The sequence below is a fragment of the Thermococcus waiotapuensis genome (genome assembly GCF_055384795.1).
This window is the reverse complement of the sequence record NZ_AP042429.1, coordinates 1,650,150-1,667,619: the sequence shown is the minus strand read 5'-3', so window position 1 is coordinate 1,667,619 and position 17,470 is coordinate 1,650,150. Positions and strand designations below refer to the sequence as shown.

Sequence of the window (17,470 nt, the reverse complement as noted above, 5' to 3'; positions counted from 1 at the left end):
TTCAGAAACAGGTTGTGGTGCGGTGGCCGGGATTCGAACCCGGGTCACCGGCTTGGAAGGCCGGTGTCCTAGACCAGGCTAGACTACCACCGCATCACAAAAGTGGTGGGGCGAGGGGGATTTGAACCCCCGACACCCGGATCTTCAGTCCGGCGCTCTCCCAGGCTGAGCTACCGCCCCACGCCCAAAGATAAAAGCCGGGGTAGATTTATAAATGTTGCGGTGGCGCGAGGTGCTACTCTAACGAGTTGTCATTTTTGTGTTCAAAAAATTTTTAAATAGTAAATTTCGAAATTATAGTGCAAAACTCCAATGGAGATGATAAATGATGAAAAAATACGTTGGAGTTACTTTATTGGCGATAATAGTGCTTGGTTTTATGACGCAACCCGTTGGGGCTGGAACTCTAGAAACCGTTGTTCTGGATGATGCAAAGATTGCCGTTGAGAACGCCCAGTCAATGTCGATTTTAGTGGCGGCTGGTTATAGTGGAGTAACTGTTAAAGTCTCCGCAACGTTTAGTAGCAACCATGGTTTTGCACTTGGAGCAGCTATTGCTGGGGTATACGACACATATCTCCACAAATTTGTTGCATTTGGCCGTAGTTACGACTGGGCAGAGAAGGACTATGATACGTGGGGCCCTATTGACATAACCAAAATATATTACAACAAAAACTTCCGATGGACCAGAGGCCTTCAAATAGATGTCGATCCCTATGGGAATGCTGCGTATGTTTCCACGGAATTTCACTTAACGGTCATCAAAGTTGTTGACAGAACATGGCCACTAAGTAGTTATACAGTACTTCTCTATGACACTCCGCATGAACTTGTTGGGATCGCCATAAGAAACAATGTAATGACATGATGAAAGGAGGAAAAATCCATGAGAAGACGCCTCTCTCTTTTAATTGTTTTGCTCCTTACCACGATAGCAGTTCAAAACGGCTACACTGCCGCGGAACCTCTGCCCCAGAACGTTTCCCCCATATACAAAATTAGCACTACAGTCCTATACTGGAACGGAACCGGTTACCTTCCCCTCACTGTACCCGGAGACGGAAAAACCCTAATAATGGCAACCGCAGGCTACCGTGCACTTATCACCAATGTCACGGTTCTCAACGAAACTAAAGAAAAGTGCATCATCAGGGTGGACTACATAATAACCAAAATTCACGGTGCGGAGGTACCCATGAACGAAACCCTCTCTAGGACTTTCGTCGTCGATCCAAGGACGAACTCCTTTATCCTGAACGGCACAACAGCTTTCTTCCCCTTCTACGTGTGCAGAAATGACCTGAAGTACACCTACCACTTCGGCGAAAGGATAGAAGCGAAAAAATTCGGAGACTTTATGGTGTGGAAGAACGTGACCTACGAGGGGAGCCAAGCTACCCTGAGGTTCGAACCCCTCTACACATTTCTCGGAAAGAACGTGATGGCTTACCTCTGTTCGGCCGTTGATCTTGAGGAGAAAAAATGCGTTAAGTTTGATCCGGATCCATCACCCACGTTAGACGCGGGTGTCTCTTCGCACTACCTGATGAGTATTTACGGGATATTCCCCGGGGATCCTCTGGGAATTTTTAACGGGCCAGTTGAGGTCTCAGGGGAGATAGTAAAATCGGAAAGAACGGCCAAGCTTTTGGGCGCCAGGCCCGTAACCCTGGATGGCGGTTTTAATCCCCTGTACGCACTGCTCGGTGTAATCATACTGGTGGTCGGTGTAATAGCTGCGAGGAGGGCACGGTGATGAAGTGGCTCGGAAGAAGGTTAAAGAACGACCGGGGAGTAGTGGCACTCTCGGTTCTGTCCCCGATGATAGTTTATTTCGGGATGTGGCGAAAGGTTACCTCTTACTGGCCCACAAATCTGGAGGGCTTTGAAAGACTCCTCCCATGCAACCTGACCCAGCAGGCACTCCCCAAAATAACTGAGGGCTCCCAGCTTTTGTTCTCGAGGGTAAGCGATGCCCAGGCCAAAGCGCTGGGGGAAACCCTCATCTGGGGCCTTCTCGCGGTCTTCTTCCTTGCGGGAACTTTCGTGGTGTACACCCTTGGGAGGGCAGTTTCAAGCGAAGACTTCATCAACATAGCCGTTCTTAGGGGTTCCAAGGGAGGGGCCCTCCTTGAATACTTGAAGGTGTTTGTCCTCTATTCCCTGTACATCTCCGTCACACTGGCACCGTTACTGGCCTTTATGTTCAAGGCTTACGCCGTGGATATTCATGCGAGGGGCCTTGTTTCACTTCTCGTTGTCATATTTGGGGTAGCACTCTGGGGTGTTGCGGTTGCTCTCCTGACGATTTCCCTCCTTAGGGATTCCCCATCGGCCATTATATCCCTGTTTGGGATCATTCTTGGAGTAATGGCCGGGGGAAAGATCGCTGAGGTACTGCTACCGTATCACAGCCTGTTTATCTGGATCCTCTCAGATTTCAAAATTGCCCTATCCCCGTACTCCTCAGCCGGGATTCTCCTCAACCCACTTTTCATAGCCGGAGCTTATTTCATATTTGAAAGGAGGGATTTCGGATGAAGGCCTCGTTCCTCAAAATATTCCTGGCGGCATATCTCCTGCTGGCCATCACGTTCATCATCACCTACAACTCAAGCATGGAGTCAACATCGAGGAGCTGGGAAAGGATCAGCCTGAACCTTCCAGGCATGTGCAGGGTCGTTGGCGAGCCAGTCCCGCTTAGAATTTCCGGGCTTTACAGGATGGACTTTCCCGAGGGAGTGCACATTGTCACGCCCGGAGGAACCATCACCGAACCGGGAAAGATAGAGGTTACCACCAGGGGTGTCTACATCGAGTTCACCAAACCCATTAACGAGAGTGTACAGGTAAAGATTGAAGCCGTTCCGGACTGGAAAGGGGCCGGACTGGCGCTTATTGCAAGTCTCGTGGGGGGTGTTGTGGTTGCGTCAGCTTTTAGAATCCTCGGGCTTGAGTAAGACTTATGGAAGGGGAGAGAACTCCGTCAAGGCCCTTGACAGCGTGAGCTTCAGACTGAGCGAGGGGATATCCTACATCCTCGGGCCGAACGGGAGCGGAAAAAGCACGTTGATAAAGATAATCGCCAAGCTCCTCCGCCCGGACTCGGGAAAGGTGAGGATACACGGTAAACCCCTTGAGGAGTATCCACTTCGAAATGTGGGTTTCGCCTTTGAGAAGCCCGTTCTCCACTCAAGGCTCAAAGTTCAGGAGTACCTGAAGGATGTTGCAGACTACCGGGGGTTCGACAACACCGAGGAGCTCATTGAGACCTTCAGACTCAGCTCAGTGAGAGACAGAAGGTTTGGAGAACTGTCCCTGGGATATAAGAGACGCTTCCTGGTTGCCGTTGCCTTTGCCGGCTATCCAGGTGTGGTCTTTCTGGACGAGCCTTTCAGCAACGTCGACATAGTGGCAAAGGCGGAGATCATGGAAGGCATAATATCGATCAACAGGGAGAGAAACGTCAGCACGGTAATAGTCTCCCACGTCTTTGACAGCCTCTCCAAGATCGATTCGATGGTAGTCCTTTACAGCGGAAAAGTCGTCGCCAATCCAATAGGGCAGGAGGTGAAGCTCCTCAAAAAGGTCCGCTTTGTGTTCAACGAAGGCGCCGTTGAAGACATCGGGGAAGCACTAAACCGCATACGGGCGGGTGAAGACCCAATAGAAGTCGAGTGCAGCGGGATCGAGGAATCAATAATGGAGATACTGAAGGGCGGCCAAAAACAAAACTAAACCTTAGGCTCGACAGCGTAAACGGTCATGTCCTCCCCTAAGGCATCCACCAGCCCGCGGTGCCTCCTCACACAGCTCTCGCACTGGCCGCAGTGGATGGGCTTTCCGTCCTCAGTGAAGCCCTCAGGCATGTAGCAGGAGCTGGAGTACTCGTATTTCGCGTTCAACTCTTTCAAGAGCCTCGCTATCCCCTTCTTGTCGAGGTTTATGAGCGGGGCGACCACCTTAACCTCGCTCAGCGTTCCATATCTCAGCGCCTCGTTCATTTTCTCTGCAAACTCCAAGGTGTTGTCCGGGAAAGTTGCTCCTTCCTCTGCGTTGAATCCAACTATGATGTCCCCGCCGCCGAGGGCATCCAAAAGAGACGCTGCGACGCTTATGAGGACGAAGTTACGGGCGGGAACCCAGACGCTCCTGGCAGTTTCCCGGGCAACGCCCATGTCCTCAAGCTCCTGTGCGGTGACTTTGGGCGCCTCCCCACCGACGAGAGTTGTTCCGCGGAGCTTCGAGAACTCCTCGAGGAAGTCGAGCCTGATTATTTTCAGTGGAATATTCAGCTCTTTCGAAAAGAACTCAGCTACCCTGTTCATCACCTTCTCCTCGTTGCTGCCGTAGTTGACGGTGAGCATCATAACCTCGTCGTAGTTCTTCTTCGCCCAGTAAAGGCAGGCCGTGCTGTCCAAGCCACCAGAGAACAGAACAACGGCGCGCTTCATTCAACCACCTCCGGTAGCAGTTTAACATTATTCCGGGCACGGTTTCTAGGCTTTCTGTCATAGGTCACTATTAAATAGTCCTTTCCCTCACTTCAGAGCCAGTCCCACGATATCCTTCACGCTCGAGAAGCCCTCTTCCTTTAGATACCTCTCAATCCCCTCGTTTATCTCCCTGAAAACCTTCCAGCCGCGGAGGGAGACGGCCGTTCCTATCTGAAGCGCCGAGGCTCCAGCAAGCAAAAACTCGACCGCGTCCTGCCAGGTGGTTATGCCTCCAATCCCAATGACCGGGATGTCAAGGGCCTTTGCGAGGTCGTAGACGGCCCTGAGGGCGACGGGCTTAACCCCCGGCCCGGAGTAGCCCCCAACCCTGTTGCTGAGGACGGGCCTCTTTGCATGGACATCAATAGCTATTGCCTTCAGCGTGTTTATGGCAGAAACACCGTCCGCCCCGGCCCTTTCAGCCGCTAAACCGAGCTTCGTTATGTCATCGGTGTTAGGGGTGAGCTTCGCTATGACCGGCCTGTCTGTGGCGTCCTTGACGGCCTTAACAACTTCGTAGACGTTCTCCTGTTTCTGGCCGATCTCCATGCCGTAGCCTTTCGCGTGGGGACAGCTGAGGTTGAGCTCAAAGGCGTCTGCGACATCACCCAGCTTTTCTGCGAGAAAGGCGAACTCCTCAGGTGTTCCGCCGAAGATGGAAACGATGAGCGGGAAATCAAAGGTGTAGCCCTCAACCATCTCAAGGAAGCCCTTCCAGCCCGGGTTTGGCAGTCCCATCGCGTTTATAAGGCCGTAGGGGAGCTCCACTATCGTTGGATTCTCGTAACCCTTCCTTGGCTCAATTCCTATTGATTTCGTTACAACTCCACCTGCTCCCTCCTCGTGGGCGCGAATCCACTGCTCGGGCACCTTATCGTTTATTCCCGATGCGAGGATGAGGGGGTTCTCGAACCTTATCCCGAAAAGCTCAACTTCAAGGCCCGCCATTTTGACACCTCAACATCAAAAAAGCCAGGTGCTATTAAGTTTTTGCCCATGAGTTTGGGGAAGCCTTTAGCGGCGGCGGGCGCGCCCGGAGGTGGGAACCCTCCTCCAGCGGCTTCCACCGGGGCTTGCTCACCCCCGCCACCCCGGGAGCGCCGCACGTCCCGCCTACCGTTGCTCCCTTCCGGGCCTGGCGGGGTTCGGCGGGTAAAGGAGGTTAGCGGAGCCCTCCAGCTCCGCCCCCTCCACCGCCGGCCCCCCGGGACGAGGGCTCATCGTTGCGCCCCGGCTTCCGCCGCCGGACTTGGGAACCGCCCCCCAGGCTTCGGCCCCGGCATATCGACGGTTTCCGGTTACAGGGGACGCCGAACCCCCCGGCCTAGCCCGCCGCCAAAGGTAGTTATCGGGGCTGAATATATAAAGCTTTGGTAGGTCGAGAACCAAAGGTTGTCCACCTTTAGGTTAAAAAATTTTCATAAGTTCCCCCGGCCAACCCGTTCACGGGTGACGTTCAATGCGCCTCAATGAACATCCAATTCTGAGATTTAAACGGGGCAGGGAGGTCACAATATACTTCAACGGGCAACCCTTGAAGGCCTTTGAGGGAGAACCCATCGCCGCGGCGCTCCACGCCGCAGGAATAAAGGTCCTGAACTATTCTGCCAACGAAAAGCGTCCCAGAGGCCTCTTCTGCGCAATAGGGAAGTGCTCCTCATGCCTCATGATAGTAAACGGCATACCGAACGTCAGGACGTGCATAACCCTCGTGGAGGACGGGATGCGGATAGAACCCCAGACTGGGAAGGCAAAGCTGCCCAAAGAGGCCAAACCCCCGGAGTTCAGGGACGCAAAGGCCGTGAAGGCAGATATAGTTGTCATCGGGGGCGGGCCCGCCGGTCTGATGGCGGCGATACACGCGGCTGACACGAGGGCGAGCGTTGTTCTCCTCGACGAGAACCCCATGCTGGGCGGCCAGCTCGTCAAGCAGACCCACAAGTTCTTTGGGAAGAGGGAGCAGTTCGCCGGCGTCAGGGGCGTGGAGATAGCGAAAATCCTAGAGGAAGAGGTCAGAAAGAGGAAAAACATAGAGGTATTCCTCGAGACCTCGGCGGTGGGCATCTTCCAGGAGGGGGACGAAAAGCTCGTCATCGGCGTGAGGGAGAACAGGGAACTCATTGAGTTCAGGGGAAGGGCACTTGTAGTGGCCACAGGCGCCATGGAGAGGATGATTCCCTTTGAGAACAACGATCTACCGGGAATCTACGGCGCCGGAGCGATTCAAACGCTGATGAACACCTACGGGGTAAAGCCGGGCGACAGGGTTTTAATAGTCGGTGCCGGAAACGTCGGGCTAATCCTGACTTACCAGCTAGTCCAGGCGGGGGTTAAAGTTGAAGCGATAGTCGAGGCGATGCCAAAGGTCGGCGGCTACTTCGTGCATGCCGCCAAGGTGAGGCGCCTCGGAATCCCGATCCTCACGAGGCACACAATTCTAAGGGCAGAAGGAAAGGAGAGGGTTGAAAGGGCTGTAGTAGCCCAGCTCGACGGGAACTGGAAACCGATACCCGGGACGGAGAAGGTCTTCGATGTGGATGTGATAGCCCTTGCCGTTGGGCTGAGGCCGAGCATAGAGCTCCTCCACCAGGCCGGCTGCCAGATAAAGTTCGTCCCCGAGCTCGGCGGCCACGTGGCGGTTCGCGATGGGTGGATGGAGACAACAGTCAGGGGGATATTCGTTGCCGGGGACACGGCTGGGATAGAGGAGGCGACGACGGCGATGCTTGAGGGAAAAATGGCGGGCATAGCGGCGGCCCTGAGGCTGGGAATAGCTGAGGAGGGCTGGGTGAAGGAAATAGAGAGGGCCCAGCGTGACCTCGAGGAGTTCCGCTCCGGGCCCTTCGGAAGGCACGTTGTCGAGGGAATAAGGAAGATTCTTGCGGGGGTCGGTGGGAATGTCTGAGGTTCCTCCCTACCTTCAGAGGGGATACATAACGCCCGAGGAACTTTTTGGGATAATTCCTAAGCCGAGCGAGGAGAGGTTGAGGGCAAGGCCCGTCGCAGTTCCGGAGTGCCCACAGGAGATACCCTGCGCGCCCTGCAGGGAGGTATGCCCAACCAACGCGATAAGCATGCCCACGCCGAACGACATACCAATAGTGGACTACGAGAAGTGCATAGGGTGCTCCCTCTGCGTCCAGATATGCCCCGGGTTAGCGTTCTTCATGGTGCACTACGTTGGCGATAAGGCAAGGATAACGATGCCCCACGAGCTTCTGCCGCTACCTGAGAAGGGAGAAGAAGTGGTTCTCCTCAACCGCCTTGGGGAGCCCGTCGGGAAGGGAAGGGTCCTCACCGTTGTTCCAAGGGAAAAGACGAAGGGGGACACGCCGATAATCACCGTCGAGGTGCCTGTGGAGCTGGCCTGGGACGTCAGGGCGGTTAAGGTGGTGAGAGGATGAAAATCCAGCGTATTTGGGTTGGAGAGCCATTGGAACGCGGAGGTTTCAGAGGGGTTCGCGGTCTAACCGCGCCCGAAGGGCGCATTTCAAGTATGAACACCCAAAGAAAAGCATGGAGTCGAGCTCTAACACCTACCGAAGCGAGTTGTAGTGTAAAAACTTTTCCGCCAGCGCTTGCGCAAGCAAGGGCTGTTAGGGTGGTGAGAGAATGAGCGACGGGAAGGTAATCATCTGCCGCTGCAACGACGTGACGGTGGAGGAAATTGAAACGCTCATAGACGAAGGGGTTACGGACATCGAGGAGATAAAGCGCCTCCTCCGCATTGGAATGGGGCCCTGCCAGGGGAGAACCTGCATACCGCTTGTGATATCCATTCTCGCGAGGAGAACGGGCAAGAAACCCGACGAGATTCCCCTCCCGCGGGCCAGGGTCCCGATAAGGCCAGTCCGCGTTGAGGTGCTGGTGGGTGGTGGCGATGAGTAAAGTTGCGATAATCGGCGGCGGGATAACAGGCGTTGCCACCGCCTATGAATTAGCAAAGCTCGGAGAAGAGGTCATCCTCTTCGAGAAGAACTACTTTGGCTCAGGCTCGACCTTCCGCTGTGCCACCGGAATCCGCGCCCAGTTCACGGACGAGGCCAACATAAGGCTCATGAAGTACGCGGTCGAGCGCTGGGAAAAACTTGGGGAGGAGCTGGGCTTCGATATAAACTTCAGGCAGACAGGCTACCTTTTCCTCGCGACGAGTGAGGAAGAGGTTGAGGCCTTCAAAAACAACATCAGGCTCCAGAACAAATTTGGCGTTCCCACGAGGCTCATAGACATGGACGAGGCGAAAGAGATAGTCCCGATCCTCAACACCGAGCCATTCTTAGCCGGGGCCTGGAACCCCAGGGACGGCAAGGCAAACCCGTTCAAGACGCTCTTCGCCTACCTTTTCCGCGCGAGGGAACTCGGCGTTGAGGCGAGGGAGAAAGCTGAGATAATCGGCTTCGAGCGCGAGGGCAAAGAGATAACCGCCGTCAAATACAGGAGTAACGGGAAGGTCGAGAGCGTTAAGGTAGATGCCGTTCTGAACGCGGCCAACGCCTGGGCGCCGCTCATAAACGAAATGGCCGGTTTGAAGAGGGAGCTCGTGCCGATTACCCCGTATAAGCACCAACTGGTCAAGACTGAACCCCTGGAGAGGGGCCAGGCGGAGCCGCTCGTCTGCCCGCCGAGCTGGAACGACGCTTACATAATCCAGGACGGCGAGGACGGCGGAATAATCTGCGGCGCAGGGATAGAGCACAGGGCAAAAAGCATGGACGACTACGAACCTACCTACGACTTCCTGCGCGGCGTTCTCCGATACGCTACTATGATAGCGCCGCCGCTCAGGCACGCCCACATCGTCCGCCAGTGGGCAGGCTTCTACGCCAAAACCCCCGACAAGAACCCGGCCATAGGGAAACTCCTCGACAACTTCTACATTGCCGCTGGCTTCTCCGGCCACGGCTTCATGATGGCCCCCGCGGTTGCCCAGGCCATGGCGGAGCTTATAGCCAAGGGACGCTCAAAGGTCCCCATTGACTGGGACTGGTATGACCCCTACCGCTTCGAGCGCGGTGAGCTCCGCTCCAGCGCCTTCCAGATAGGGTAATTCTCCGTTCCTTTCCAATTTTTGCCACATCCACGGCAAGAAAAAGGTTATAAAGGGCCCCGGTCAACACCGGGAGGGTCATCATGAGGATAGTCTTCGACATAGGTGGCTCTATTTTGGTTCCGGAAGACCCGGACGTCGAGTTTATCAAGGCAATAGCCTACGAGCTCGTCAAGATAAGCGAAGACCACGAGGTGGCCGTCGTTGTTGGCGGCGGTAAAGTGGCCAGGAAGTACATCAATGCCGCCAGGGAGTTCACACACAACGAGACCTTCAAAGATTACATAGGAATCCACATCACGAAGGCGAACGCGATGCTGCTCATTGCCGCCCTCGGCGAAAAGGCCTATCCCTTCGTCGTCGAGGACTTCCGCAAGGCATGGGAAGTGATACAGCTCAAGAAGATACCGATAATGGGCGGAACCCATCCCGGGCACACTACCGATGGCGTCGCTGCCCTTCTCGCGGAGTACCTGAGGGCAGACCTCCTCGTGGTTGTCACCAACGTGGATGGAGTTTACGACTCCGACCCGAAGAGGAACCCGAAGGCCAAGAAGCTCGACAGAATAACCCCCGAGGAGCTCGTTGATATAGCGATGGAAGGCGAGAGTAAAGCGGGAGGAAGCGGCGTCGTTGATGCCCTAGCCTCAAAGGTCATCCAGCGCGGAAGGATAAGGACCTACGTCGTGGGCAGGGAAGACGCCTATCATCTCTTCGATGTGGTGAGAGGTAAGCACAACGGGACTGTCGTGGAGCCTTGAACCTCTTCCTCTTTCTCGGCTCTAATGTCGCCGGAAAGCCGGCCGCTGGGCTAACCCTTTTATACCCCTTTCCCCTTTTTCCACCGGTGGCGTACATGAAAATCGTGGTTGTCGGTTCTGGCACAGCTGGGAGCAACTTTGCCCTCTTCATGCGCAAGCTCGATAGGAAGGCTGAGATAACCGTCATCGGGAAGGAGCCGACGATGCAGTATTCCCCGTGCGCACTCCCCCATGTGATAAGCGGGACGATTGAGAAGCCCGAAGATGTCATCGTCTTCCCCAACGAGTTCTATGAAAAGCAGAAGATAAATCTCATGCTGAACACGGAGGTCAAGGAGATAGACCGCGGGAGGAAGGTCGTGATAACGGATAAGGGCGAGGTTCCCTACGACAAGCTCGTTTTAGCGGTCGGCTCAAAGGCCTTCATCCCGCCGATAAAGGGCGTTGAGAACGAAGGCGTTTTCACCCTCAAGAGCCTCGACGACGTGCGCAGGATTAAATCCTACATAGCTGAGAAGAAACCCCGGAAGGCCGTCGTAATCGGCGCCGGCTTAATAGGCCTCGAAGGGGCCGAAGCCTTCGCTAAACTCGGCATGGAAGTGCTAGTGGTAGAGCTGATGGACAGGCTCATGCCCACGATGCTCGACAAGGACACCGCAAAGCTTGTTCAGGCAGAAATGGAGGAGCACGGCGTTTCATTCCGCTTTGGAGCTGCCGTCAGCGAGATAATCGGAAGCCCGGTTAAGGCGGTTAAGATAGGAGATGAAGAGGTTCCGGCAGACCTCGTTTTAGTTGCCACGGGGGTAAGGGCAAACGTTGATCTGGCCAAGAAGACGGGCCTCGAAGTCAACAGGGGAATAGTGGTCAACGAGCACCTCCAGACGAGTGATCCGGACATTTACGCGATAGGCGACTGTGCGGAGGTTATTGATGCGGTTACCGGGCAGAGAACCCTCAGCCAGCTCGGAACCTCGGCTGTTAGAATGGCAAAGGTTGCCGCAGAGCACATAGCTGGTGAGGAAGTTTCCTTCAGGCCCGTCTTCAACACGGCAATAACCGAGCTCTTCGGCCTTGAGGTAGGCACCTTCGGAATAACCGAGGAGAGGGCGGAGAAAGAGGGCATTGAGGTAGTTACCGGCAAGTTCAAGGGCTCGACCAGGCCAGAGTACTACCCGGGGGGCAGGCCGATAACGGTGAAGCTGATATTCAGGAAGTCCGACGGGAAGCTCATCGGAGCGCAGATAGTCGGCGGCGAGCGCGTCTGGGGCAGGATAATGACGCTTTCAGCCCTGGCACAGAAGGGTGCAACGGTCGAGGATGTGGCCTACCTTGAGACCGCCTACGCCCCGCCGATAAGCCCGACAATCGACCCGATAACAATAGCGGCGGAGATGGCCCTTAGAAGGTTCCGCTGAGCTTTCTCTTCTATTTATGCCGTTGAAGCATCGGCAGGGTTTAAGTGCTCTTCCAACAGCTTAAGTTTTAGGTGGTGGAGAATGAAGGTAGGGGAGAGGGATAAAATCCTGCTCGGGCTCGGGACAGGGGTTCTCCTGGCCTCATCGCTAAGGGTCTTCGTGGCCGGGGCTTACTCAAGCCTCGAAAAAACGTTCTTTTACGGCGTTAACTTCCCCTCAGGGATAGGGATACTCCTCTTCATCATAGCGGCCTTCCTCGTTGGAAGGCTGAGCAGAAAAGCTGGAGCGGTAATAATGGCCCTCTATGCGCTCGCTTCCCTGGCAACGGACGCGACTGAATACACCCACCTCATAGCGGCCTTTGCCATCCCCCTAGCCCTCGCACTCGCCAAGGAGGTTGAGGTGAAATATCTCGCCATGGGCCTCGTGGCGGATTTGAGCCTCCGCGTCCTGGCCGTTGGGGGCGAACCCGTTGACTTCCCGCACACGAGGGTTATTCTCGCGCTGTTGCTTTTCCCCGGAGCCTACGCCCTCTGGAGGGAGCCAGGAACGCTGAAAAAGCCCGGCTTCGGCCTCTACGCCTTCGCGGCTGCTCGAACTGGGCCTCATCTATCCAAACGCCATCATGCGCTACTCTGGCGTTAACGTCTACTATCTTCCCCAGCTCGTGGGCTTCTCCCTCGTGGTCGCTCTTGCGATCCTGCTGGGCCAGTTCCTGTCGAAGAAGCCGGGCCTCGCAGCTACTATGCTGGTCCTCGGCTCGGCATCCCTCTTCGTGAAGCCCGCCGGCCTCATAGGTCTTCCCCTGGCCCTCGCCTCGACGGTGGCACTCCTTGAAGGCGCGAAAGGTAGCAAAGGAGGAGTCCTCGGGGCCGTTTACCTTTTCCTCGTTGCGACCTTTGCGCTGGGCGCATACATCGGGAGGGACATAGGCCTGGCCTTCATGGAGGACAGGCTTGAAGCTCTAATTCTGGCCGCGGCGGTTGTATACGCCCTGAGCTCCTACAAGGGGAACGTCGAGGTTAAGCCTCCAAAGGTAAAGGAAATTGCCGGCTCCCTGGCCGGTCTTGTAGCAATGGCCGTTATAGTGCTGGCGCTCTTCAATGTTAGCCCGGTCTACGAGCCGGCAAAGAAGGAGGTTTTAATCTGGACATACAACGTCCACCAGGGGTTCGGGCCCTACAGGGGAACCTTCAACGGCTACGAGCTTGTGAACCTCCTCAGGGAGCAGAAACCGGACATCTGGGCCGCTCAAGAAGTTGTCGGCGGGATGATAGGGAACGGCTATCAGGACGTGCCGCTGATTATATCAGTATACCTCGGCTACGCTTACGAATATAAGCCCGCCGTTGAGGGCACCTACGGCATAGCTGTCTTCTCCCACTGGCACATGAGGACAGAGGGTGAGCTCAACCTGAAGAGCGTCGGCCAGGCCAGACCAGCCCAGAAGGTCTCGATAGAGGAGCTCGGGATTACCTTCGTCAACGTCCACATGGGACTGAGCGAGGAAGAGCGCGCGATGCAGGCGGAAGAGCTGTTAAGCTTCGCCAAAGCTTCACCCGTTGCCCAGATTATAGCCGGCGACACCAACGCCGAGCCCCACGAAAGGGCCATAGAGATACTAACCCGCGACTACCGCGATGCCTTCGAGAAGAGGCCGCCCTACACCTTCAACTGGGGCAACGTAGACATCGAGAACATAGACTACATCCTCCTCAAAAAGGACTGGGCCGCGGAAGTGAAGGACTACGGTTGCCTCTGCGAGGTTGAAGTCTCCGACCACAGGCCCTTGTGGGCGCTTTTGAAGCTCCCGTGAGCTTTTTGCCCTTTTTCTGCTGAGACTACCTCTTAGCTCAGGGTTTTTAGAGGCAGATAAGGAAAATCCGAGCCCGCCATATTTTCTCTCGCCCATTGGAGATACCCCAACTTGACGCAAAATTTATAAGCTAAATGTCCATCAAAGTGCCCGGATGATGGGTGTTATTCCCCGGACTGTACAAATAAACAAAGGTGAACTGAACATGAGGAGGAGTGTAGTGGTTTTTGCCCTCCTGCTGGTCGGGCTTATGATGGGAACGGCCGCAGCAGCCCCCGTCCCCAGCACCGGCAGCGCCGCGTATTACTACAAGGACTATGGCCTCCTGACCCCGAGCCTCTTCAAGGAAATACAGCACGAAGGAACCAACAGCCTGGTGGACGCGATAATAATGTTCCAGAACGCAGTCGAAAAGAAAAAAGCCATCGGAACCCTTGAAAAGATGGGCGCTAAAATAAAGTACGACTACGAGATAATCCCCGCCGTGGCAGTTACGATAAAAGCCAAAGACCTCCTTCGCATATCCTCAGGCGAAATTCGCATCTCCGGCATAACGTTCGTCCAGGAGGACTACAAGGTTCAGATCAACGTCGAGACGGAAGGCCTCGACGAATCGGCCGCTCAGGTAATGGCCACCAACATGTGGAACCTCGGCTACGATGGTTCTGGAATCACAATCGGTATAATCGACACCGGTATCGATGCCTCTCACCCCGATCTCCAGGGCAAGGTCATTGGATGGGTGGATTATGTTAACGGCCGCTCGAGCCCCTACGATGACAACGGTCACGGAACCCACGTGGCCAGCATAGCCGCCGGAACCGGAAAAGCGAGCAACGGCAAGTACAAGGGAATGGCCCCGGGAGCCAAGCTCGTTGGGATAAAGGTTCTCGGTGGAGATGGAAGCGGTAGCATCTCAAACATCATAGCCGGCGTCGACTGGGCAGTTCAGAACAAAGACAAGTACGGTATAAGGGTCATCAACCTCTCCCTCGGCTCAAGCCAGAGCTCAGACGGTACCGACTCCCTCAGTCAGGCGGTTAACAACGCCTGGAACGCTGGTATAGTCGTCTGTGTCGCCGCTGGAAACAGCGGGCCTAACAAGTACACCATCGGCTCACCCGCAGCTGCCAGCAAGGTCATAACCGTGGGTGCAGTCGACAAGTACGACGTGATAACCGACTTCTCAAGCAGGGGCCCAACGGCTGACAACAGGCTCAAGCCTGAAGTCGTTGCTCCGGGCAACTGGATTATCGCGGCCAGGGCCAGCGGAACCCAGCTCACCAGCGTTACCATCGGTGACTACTACGTCGCCGCCCCCGGAACGAGCATGGCAACCCCGCATGTTGCAGGCATCTCCGCCCTCCTACTCCAGGCCCACCCGACCTGGACCCCGGACAAGGTAAAGAGGGCCCTCATCGAGACCGCTGACATAGTCAAGCCCGATGAGATAGCGGACATAGCTTACGGTGCCGGAAGGGTCAACGCCTATAAGGCTACCTACTACGACAACTACGCCAAGCTCACCTTCACCGGCTACGTCTCCAGCACGGGCCAGACAAGCCACCAGTTCACGATAAGCGGTGCCTCCTTCGTCACCACCACCCTCTACTGGGACAACAGCAAGAGCGACCTTGACCTCTACCTCTACGACCCGAACGGCAACCAGGTTGACTACTCATACACGGCCTATTACGGCTTCGAAAAGGTCGGCTACTATAACCCAACCTCCGGAACCTGGACGCTCAAGGTCGTCAGCTACAGCGGCTCAGCAAACTACCAGGTTGATGTAGTAAGTGACGGCTCCCTCGGAGGGCCAAGCGGAAGTGGGGGAAGCCAGCCGACCGTTGACGAAAAGACCTTCACCGGAAAGGTCAGCCGCGGCAGCTACAAAGTCCACCAGGTGACCGTCAACAGCGGGGCAACCAGGATAACCGGCGACCTCACCGGCAGCAGCTACGACGACCTTGACCTCTACCTCTACGACAACAACCAGAACCTCGTCGACAGGTCGGAAAGCTCTACCTCAAGCGAGCACGTCGAGTACAGCAACCCCTCCCCAGGAACATGGTACTTCCTCGTCTACGCCTACAGCACCCGCTACTCCAGCGCCAGCTACAAGCTCACCGTTAAAATCTACTACGGGTGAAGTCTTTTAACTTCCTCTTCTTTTTCCCCTGAGGTGGTTGGGATGAAGAGAATTCTCGCGGTAGTGCTCATTCTGCTGGCATACTCTTCCACCTTGGCTTCCGCTGAAATCAGGCCCTACGTTTACGAACCCACGGTTCCGGATACGGCTTTTGCAGTTCTGGCCATGTACAAGGTGGGGGAGTATGAAAAAGTTCTGGAAGGCTGCGAATGGCTCATGGCAATAAGAACGCCCTTCGACTCGTGGGGCTACGCCTACGGAGAGGATCACGAGGCCAAATACACCGCAATGGCCATTATGGCACTCATAAGGGGGGAGAGCGTAGCCAGGGGAAGGTATGGGGATGTCATAAACAGTGCCGCGTACTGGCTTATTTACAAACAGAACCCCGATGGATCCTGGGATGACTACATCGATACAGCATTGGCCGCGGTTGCCCTAAAAGAAGTCCTGCAGAGCAAGTACCTCAACACCGAAATGCCAGGGCTCAGGGAGCAACTGAAAAAAGGCCTGAACAGGGCCATCGGGTGGTTAGAGCTCAACGGGCCGCAAAACGATGAGGAGAGAATTTTCAGGGACATCGCGCTTGGGGATAAGAACGACCTCAAGGGTCTGAAGATGGAAGGTGAGCTGGAGGCTTACAGGGCGTTCGCCTTAGCTTATCTGGGGGAAAAGGTCTCCCTGAGCGAAGATTTTTCCACGCCAATGGCCACTGCGATGGCCCTCTACGCAACCGGCGAAGAGAGATACAAAGAAAAGCTCATGGAAATGGAACACTTCGGCTTCTGGGGAAAGCTACACTACCGCGTCTTGGATCTCCTCGATGTCTCAAGAATAAAGGGCTTCGAGGAGCTCAGGGGAACGGCCTGCCCGTATTTAGAGGAGATACCGCTAACTGAAGAGTGGCAGAAGGCAGTCTACGCCCACTATTACCTGCTCTGCTCAAGAAGGCCAGAGCTCCCCGAAAACTACACTTCACTGCTCCCGTGGCAGGTGGCAGAAGTTGCCCGGGTAAAGGCGCTTCTCAACAAGCCTTACAGCGGCGAGGTTGAGTACCTCATTACCAACTCAGAGAACGGGAGCTGGGGGGACTTCTACAACACGGCCTACGTGGTATGGGTTTTAAAGGATCTCAACGTCTCGTATGACTACGAGAAGCCCCTCAGCTACCTTTCAGAGAACCTCACATGGATGCTGAGCGAAAAGAACCCCGAGACAGGGGACCCGCTGTACTACTCAACGCCGACCTACTACTTCTCCCAGGCGGCGGTGGTCTTCAAGCAGTTCGGGATGAATGGGGAGCTCAACGTAACCCTCAACGTGCTCAGGGAAAGGCAGTACCCCAACGGAGCTTTTTCCTACACTCATCAATCGGTGACGGGAATAACCACAACTGCCAGCATCCTGTGGAATCTACAGACTGCTGGATTAGACAACACGGACCTCTACAAAAGGGGAGTGGACTTCCTGAGGAGAGTCCTCTATGCGGATCTGCCAGAAATTGGGCAGGAGGTTCAAAACGCCACTTTTCTCATGATAAAGGGCGGGACCTACGCCGGGAACTCGACGGGGAGAGTGAACCCCAACGGACTCGACGGATACGTGATGATATACCCATCAGACAATCCGCTCACGATAAAGGCAGTCGAAGTTGGGGGATTTACCGCAGAAAGCCCATGGGCTCAGGAGAAAACGGAGTATGTGCGCGTGGTGATAGTTATAGCGGGGCTCTTCCTGGCAATGTACGCGGTTATCTGGATCGAAAACAGAAAAAGGAGCTGAA

General features: G+C 55.3%; 17 protein-coding genes, 2 tRNA genes and 1 other RNA gene. 15 read left to right on the top strand and 5 right to left on the bottom strand.

Translation table 11 applies throughout. The features are described 5' to 3' along the window. Positions 1-15 precede the first annotated feature (15 nt). Together ACZ47M_RS09210 and ACZ47M_RS09205 are read right to left on the bottom strand one after the other, a co-directional pair. A tRNA-Gly gene (locus ACZ47M_RS09210) sits at positions 16-93 on the bottom strand. Positions 94-103: 10 nt separating this feature from the next. Then, a tRNA-Phe gene (locus ACZ47M_RS09205) sits at positions 104-180 on the bottom strand. 148 nt (positions 181-328) lie between these two features. On the opposite strand from ACZ47M_RS09205, the gene ACZ47M_RS09200 reads away from it, so the two are divergent. From ACZ47M_RS09200 to ACZ47M_RS09180, 5 genes are read left to right on the top strand one after another with little or no spacing between them, the layout of a single operon-like run. Further along, positions 329-871 (top strand): hypothetical protein, encoded by a 543-nt coding sequence (locus tag ACZ47M_RS09200; RefSeq protein ID WP_315341622.1) that lies wholly within the window; start codon positions 329-331, stop codon positions 869-871. Positions 872-889: 18 nt separating this feature from the next. Beyond that, positions 890-1,759 carry a hypothetical protein gene (locus ACZ47M_RS09195; RefSeq protein WP_315341624.1) on the top strand — a complete coding sequence of 290 codons (870 nt, stop codon included), beginning with the start codon at positions 890-892 and terminating at the stop codon, positions 1,757-1,759. Continuing rightward, positions 1,759-2,544: a hypothetical protein gene (locus ACZ47M_RS09190; RefSeq protein WP_315341626.1), complete on the top strand. Its 786-nt coding sequence runs from the start codon at positions 1,759-1,761 to the stop codon at positions 2,542-2,544. Before ACZ47M_RS09195 ends, ACZ47M_RS09190 begins: the two co-directional genes overlap by 1 nt. Continuing rightward, entirely contained in the window at positions 2,541-2,963 is a 423-nt protein-coding gene (locus ACZ47M_RS09185; protein WP_315341629.1) for a hypothetical protein, read from the top strand. The genes ACZ47M_RS09190 and ACZ47M_RS09185 overlap by 4 nt, the downstream gene beginning before the upstream one ends. Next, the gene (locus ACZ47M_RS09180) at positions 2,929-3,741 is read left to right on the top strand and encodes an ABC transporter ATP-binding protein (RefSeq protein ID WP_315341632.1); all 813 of its coding nucleotides are present in this window, start codon (positions 2,929-2,931) and stop codon (positions 3,739-3,741) included. The genes ACZ47M_RS09185 and ACZ47M_RS09180 overlap by 35 nt, the downstream gene beginning before the upstream one ends. On the opposite strand, the gene queC is transcribed toward ACZ47M_RS09180, so the two are convergent. The 3 genes from queC to ffs all read right to left on the bottom strand — a co-directional run bounded on the left by queC (position 3,738) and on the right by ffs (position 5,834). Further along, the gene (queC, locus tag ACZ47M_RS09175; RefSeq protein ID WP_315341634.1) at positions 3,738-4,457 is read right to left on the bottom strand and encodes a 7-cyano-7-deazaguanine synthase QueC; all 720 of its coding nucleotides are present in this window, start codon (positions 4,455-4,457) and stop codon (positions 3,738-3,740) included. The two genes, ACZ47M_RS09180 and queC, sit on opposite strands and share 4 nt — an antisense overlap. An 87-nt stretch (positions 4,458-4,544) precedes the next feature. After that, positions 4,545-5,447 carry a dihydroorotate dehydrogenase gene (locus ACZ47M_RS09170; RefSeq protein WP_315341636.1) on the bottom strand — a complete coding sequence of 301 codons (903 nt, stop codon included), beginning with the start codon at positions 5,445-5,447 and terminating at the stop codon, positions 4,545-4,547. 73 nt (positions 5,448-5,520) lie between these two features. Beyond that, an RNA gene (ffs, locus tag ACZ47M_RS09165) (signal recognition particle sRNA) lies at positions 5,521-5,834 on the bottom strand. 124 nt (positions 5,835-5,958) lie between these two features. Between ffs and ACZ47M_RS09160 the strand changes: the two genes are divergently transcribed. The 10 genes from ACZ47M_RS09160 (at position 5,959) to ACZ47M_RS09115 (ending at position 17,469) form a co-directional block, all read left to right on the top strand. Next, a complete protein-coding gene (locus ACZ47M_RS09160; protein ID WP_315341639.1) occupies positions 5,959-7,404 on the top strand; it encodes an FAD-dependent oxidoreductase in 1,446 nt (481 codons plus the stop codon). Further along, positions 7,397-7,903, top strand: coding sequence for a 4Fe-4S dicluster domain-containing protein (locus ACZ47M_RS09155; protein WP_315341640.1), 507 nt, complete (start codon positions 7,397-7,399; stop codon positions 7,901-7,903). The genes ACZ47M_RS09160 and ACZ47M_RS09155 overlap by 8 nt, the downstream gene beginning before the upstream one ends. 208 nt (positions 7,904-8,111) lie before the next feature. Then, a complete protein-coding gene (locus tag ACZ47M_RS09150; RefSeq protein ID WP_315341641.1) occupies positions 8,112-8,387 on the top strand; it encodes a (2Fe-2S)-binding protein in 276 nt (91 codons plus the stop codon). Further along, positions 8,380-9,546, top strand: a complete 1,167-nt coding sequence (locus ACZ47M_RS09145) for an NAD(P)/FAD-dependent oxidoreductase (protein WP_315342221.1) — start codon at positions 8,380-8,382, stop codon at positions 9,544-9,546. The genes ACZ47M_RS09150 and ACZ47M_RS09145 overlap by 8 nt, the downstream gene beginning before the upstream one ends. An 83-nt stretch (positions 9,547-9,629) precedes the next feature. Beyond that, positions 9,630-10,307: a UMP kinase gene (pyrH, locus tag ACZ47M_RS09140; RefSeq protein ID WP_315341644.1), complete on the top strand. Its 678-nt coding sequence runs from the start codon at positions 9,630-9,632 to the stop codon at positions 10,305-10,307. 95 nt (positions 10,308-10,402) lie between these two features. Continuing rightward, a complete protein-coding gene (locus ACZ47M_RS09135) occupies positions 10,403-11,722 on the top strand; it encodes an NAD(P)/FAD-dependent oxidoreductase (RefSeq protein ID WP_315342224.1) in 1,320 nt (439 codons plus the stop codon). An 81-nt stretch (positions 11,723-11,803) separates the two neighbouring features. Next, on the top strand, positions 11,804-12,367 hold the full coding sequence (locus tag ACZ47M_RS09130) for a hypothetical protein (protein ID WP_315341647.1): 564 nt from the start codon (positions 11,804-11,806) through the stop codon (positions 12,365-12,367). Beyond that, positions 12,348-13,538, top strand: coding sequence for an endonuclease/exonuclease/phosphatase family protein (locus tag ACZ47M_RS09125; protein ID WP_315341650.1), 1,191 nt, complete (start codon positions 12,348-12,350; stop codon positions 13,536-13,538). The genes ACZ47M_RS09130 and ACZ47M_RS09125 overlap by 20 nt, the downstream gene beginning before the upstream one ends. A gap of 205 nt (positions 13,539-13,743) precedes the next feature. Further along, complete coding sequence (locus ACZ47M_RS09120; protein ID WP_315342227.1) at positions 13,744-15,687, top strand: S8 family serine peptidase; 1,944 nt, start codon at positions 13,744-13,746, stop codon at positions 15,685-15,687. A 42-nt stretch (positions 15,688-15,729) separates the two neighbouring features. Continuing rightward, complete coding sequence (locus ACZ47M_RS09115; protein ID WP_315342229.1) at positions 15,730-17,469, top strand: prenyltransferase/squalene oxidase repeat-containing protein; 1,740 nt, start codon at positions 15,730-15,732, stop codon at positions 17,467-17,469. Position 17,470 lies beyond the last annotated feature (1 nt).

Bases quoted from the DNA above. Each gene is read 5' to 3' on its own strand.
- ACZ47M_RS09115 (WP_315342229.1), top strand. From the start codon at position 15,730: ATGAAGAGAATTCTCGCGGTAGTGCTCATTCTGCTGGCATACTCTTCC.
- queC (WP_315341634.1), bottom strand. From the start codon at position 4,457: ATGAAGCGCGCCGTTGTTCTGTTCTCTGGTGGCTTGGACAGCACGGCC.
- ACZ47M_RS09150 (WP_315341641.1), top strand. From the start codon at position 8,112: ATGAGCGACGGGAAGGTAATCATCTGCCGCTGCAACGACGTGACGGTG.
- ACZ47M_RS09155 (WP_315341640.1), top strand. From the start codon at position 7,397: ATGTCTGAGGTTCCTCCCTACCTTCAGAGGGGATACATAACGCCCGAG.
- ACZ47M_RS09125 (WP_315341650.1), top strand. From the start codon at position 12,348: ATGCGCTACTCTGGCGTTAACGTCTACTATCTTCCCCAGCTCGTGGGC.
- ACZ47M_RS09195 (WP_315341624.1), top strand. From the start codon at position 890: ATGAGAAGACGCCTCTCTCTTTTAATTGTTTTGCTCCTTACCACGATA.
- ACZ47M_RS09170 (WP_315341636.1), bottom strand. From the start codon at position 5,447: ATGGCGGGCCTTGAAGTTGAGCTTTTCGGGATAAGGTTCGAGAACCCC.
- ACZ47M_RS09120 (WP_315342227.1), top strand. From the start codon at position 13,744: ATGAGGAGGAGTGTAGTGGTTTTTGCCCTCCTGCTGGTCGGGCTTATG.
- ACZ47M_RS09185 (WP_315341629.1), top strand. From the start codon at position 2,541: ATGAAGGCCTCGTTCCTCAAAATATTCCTGGCGGCATATCTCCTGCTG.
- pyrH (WP_315341644.1), top strand. From the start codon at position 9,630: ATGAGGATAGTCTTCGACATAGGTGGCTCTATTTTGGTTCCGGAAGAC.
- ACZ47M_RS09160 (WP_315341639.1), top strand. From the start codon at position 5,959: ATGCGCCTCAATGAACATCCAATTCTGAGATTTAAACGGGGCAGGGAG.
- ACZ47M_RS09200 (WP_315341622.1), top strand. From the start codon at position 329: ATGAAAAAATACGTTGGAGTTACTTTATTGGCGATAATAGTGCTTGGT.
- ACZ47M_RS09135 (WP_315342224.1), top strand. From the start codon at position 10,403: ATGAAAATCGTGGTTGTCGGTTCTGGCACAGCTGGGAGCAACTTTGCC.
- ACZ47M_RS09190 (WP_315341626.1), top strand. From the start codon at position 1,759: ATGAAGTGGCTCGGAAGAAGGTTAAAGAACGACCGGGGAGTAGTGGCA.
- ACZ47M_RS09130 (WP_315341647.1), top strand. From the start codon at position 11,804: ATGAAGGTAGGGGAGAGGGATAAAATCCTGCTCGGGCTCGGGACAGGG.
- ACZ47M_RS09145 (WP_315342221.1), top strand. From the start codon at position 8,380: ATGAGTAAAGTTGCGATAATCGGCGGCGGGATAACAGGCGTTGCCACC.